This is a genomic window from Tenacibaculum aiptasiae (assembly GCF_008806755.1).
GTDB classification, from domain to species: Bacteria; Bacteroidota; Bacteroidia; order Flavobacteriales; family Flavobacteriaceae; genus Polaribacter; species Polaribacter aiptasiae.
In genome coordinates, this window is record NZ_WAAU01000081.1 from 1 (window position 1) to 2,112 (window position 2,112).

The following is a 2,112-nucleotide window of genomic DNA, read 5'->3' on the forward strand; positions in this document are numbered from 1 at the left end:
ATTTCTTGTACTTCTTCACTACGAATTTCTATGTCTGTATTATTTTGCGGCATGTATTATTAGGTTTGATTAAGCTAAGGGAAGTATGCACATACTTCCCTTATAAGGATAAAATAATTCACCCTTATTATTTAAGTTTTTTTTAATTAAACTCATTTTCATCCATACAAGAAACATGCACCAATACACACATACTTGCTCCTGGATATCCACTCATTTGACCACAAGGCAAACATCCTGGTACTGGACCAAAACATAATCCATTATCTATATAATAATCGCAAGGAGACCCTCCGTTAATCTTTTTTTGTTCTCCTTTTCCTAAAGCTTTTCCAATATTTAAAATTGATTTTTTCATTTTACAATCTTATTTAATTTATTATTATTTTTTATAACCTATTGAATTTGGACCTATTACAATAAAAAAATCAGCATACATCAAATATTCAGATTTATTTAAAGCTACTCCCATTTTCAATATTGATTTATTTAATTTTTTCAAAAATTAAACAAAAATTTATGCAGGTTCAACTGGTCCATGGTCTCCATCTCCATTGCTACCTCCTCCGGTATTACCTCCTCTATTATTGCAGCTACAGTTAAGTGGTTTCCAATAGTTTTGTTGTATATAAGGATCAGCACACCACTCAAAACATGGTCCATAAAACGGTTGCCCACCATTAATAGATTTCTGCTCTGCTTTATTTAATGCTTCACCAATATTTAAAATTGATTTTTTCATTTTAATTAATTTAGGTTATTATTTATTAGTTTGGTTCAATTCCGATAAAACAGTCTGCATGAACTAAAACTTTACCTTTGCATGAACTAGGTAAAGCATGGTATTGACTACATGTACCGCATCCCATTCCAGAAACGCCATAACAAAATGGTCCTGGACATCCAAAACCTCCATTAATTTTCTTTTGCTCAGTTTTATTTAGAGCTTTACCTACATTTAAAATTGATTTTTTCATTTTAAAATAATTTATAAAATTGATTAAAATCCTCGACTTTTTTTTAGACATTCAAGGTTTATGTCTATTCTTCGCGAAAGAATATTTTTATTTTTTTAAGCTTAAACTATATTTAAATAATAGAAGCTTAAATCTTACTATTAAATATCACAGTATTGAGAAATACATTCTCCCATACAAATACCATACACCATTCTATCACCTCCACTATTTGCTATGCAATAATTTTGACAATCTATACAATTAACACCACCATTAACTTCTTGTTGTTCTTTTTTATTTAAAGTTTTTCCTAAGTTTAATATTGTATTTTTCATTTTTTATAGGTTTATTTTTTGTTAATATTATATCTTAATTACTATATTATGTTAGTTTTATTAATTACAGAACTTTCTATAATCGCTTCCTAACATACATAAACCTACATATGGAGCATTTTTACAGCACCCCATTTCTCGAGGACAATCTGAATGACTAAAACAAGCTATAGCCACACCTCCATTAATAGTTTTTTGCTCTGATTTCTTCAAAGCTTTTCCTAAATTTAAAATTGATTTTTTCATTTAAAATGATTTAAAATTACTCAAACCTTTGATCATTTATAGACATTCAAAGACTATGTCTCTTTCATTCTTTGCGAGAGAATATTTTTACTAAAGTTCAAAACAACCATTATCAAGGTTCATACAAGATGCTGCTCCTGGATAATTTCCTATTTGGTTACATGGCTTACAATACGGATCATTATCTGCAAAACAAAGGTTTATTCTAGCGTAATAATCGCAATTACTATTACCTCCTTTGATTAATTGTTGTTCAGATTTTCTAAGAATTTTTCCTACTTTTAAAAGACTATTTTTCATTTTATAATGATTTAAATTAATTAAATCCCTGATCAATTTATAGACACCCAAGGCCTATGTCTATTTTTCGCGAAAAAATATTTTTATTTACCCAAGTCTAGTTGGTTTTTAACTAGGTGGTAGTAACTTCCTTTTAATTTGATGAGCTCTTCATGAGAACCTTTTTCTATAATATTTCCTTTGTCTAATACAACTATTTGATGTGCATTCTTTACGGTACTTAATCTGTGTGCAATCACTACAGCTGTTTTGTTAGCAAAGAAAGTATTTAG

Annotated in this window: 7 protein-coding genes; all 7 read right to left on the reverse strand. The window is 28.7% G+C overall.

The genetic code is table 11. The features are described 5' to 3' along the window. Window positions 1-142 precede the first annotated feature (142 nt). Window positions 143-358 carry a hypothetical protein gene (locus F7018_RS18040; RefSeq protein ID WP_150901493.1) on the reverse strand — a complete coding sequence of 72 codons (216 nt, stop codon included), beginning with the start codon at window positions 356-358 and terminating at the stop codon, window positions 143-145. 159 nt (window positions 359-517) lie between these two features. Continuing rightward, window positions 518-742: a hypothetical protein gene (locus F7018_RS18045; RefSeq protein WP_150901494.1), complete on the reverse strand. Its 225-nt coding sequence runs from the start codon at window positions 740-742 to the stop codon at window positions 518-520. Window positions 743-767: 25 nt separating this feature from the next. After that, window positions 768-977 carry a hypothetical protein gene (locus F7018_RS18050; protein ID WP_150901495.1) on the reverse strand — a complete coding sequence of 70 codons (210 nt, stop codon included), beginning with the start codon at window positions 975-977 and terminating at the stop codon, window positions 768-770. A 140-nt stretch (window positions 978-1,117) separates the two neighbouring features. Then, complete coding sequence (locus F7018_RS18665; protein WP_175578786.1) at window positions 1,118-1,294, reverse strand: hypothetical protein; 177 nt, start codon at window positions 1,292-1,294, stop codon at window positions 1,118-1,120. A gap of 60 nt (window positions 1,295-1,354) precedes the next feature. Then, on the reverse strand, window positions 1,355-1,540 hold the full coding sequence (locus tag F7018_RS18055) for a hypothetical protein (protein ID WP_150901496.1): 186 nt from the start codon (window positions 1,538-1,540) through the stop codon (window positions 1,355-1,357). Window positions 1,541-1,630: 90 nt separating this feature from the next. Then, window positions 1,631-1,840 carry a hypothetical protein gene (locus F7018_RS18060; RefSeq protein WP_150901497.1) on the reverse strand — a complete coding sequence of 70 codons (210 nt, stop codon included), beginning with the start codon at window positions 1,838-1,840 and terminating at the stop codon, window positions 1,631-1,633. 83 nt (window positions 1,841-1,923) lie between these two features. After that, window positions 1,924-2,112 (reverse strand): hypothetical protein (locus tag F7018_RS18065; protein WP_150901498.1); only part of this gene is annotated, 189 nt, incomplete at its 5' end.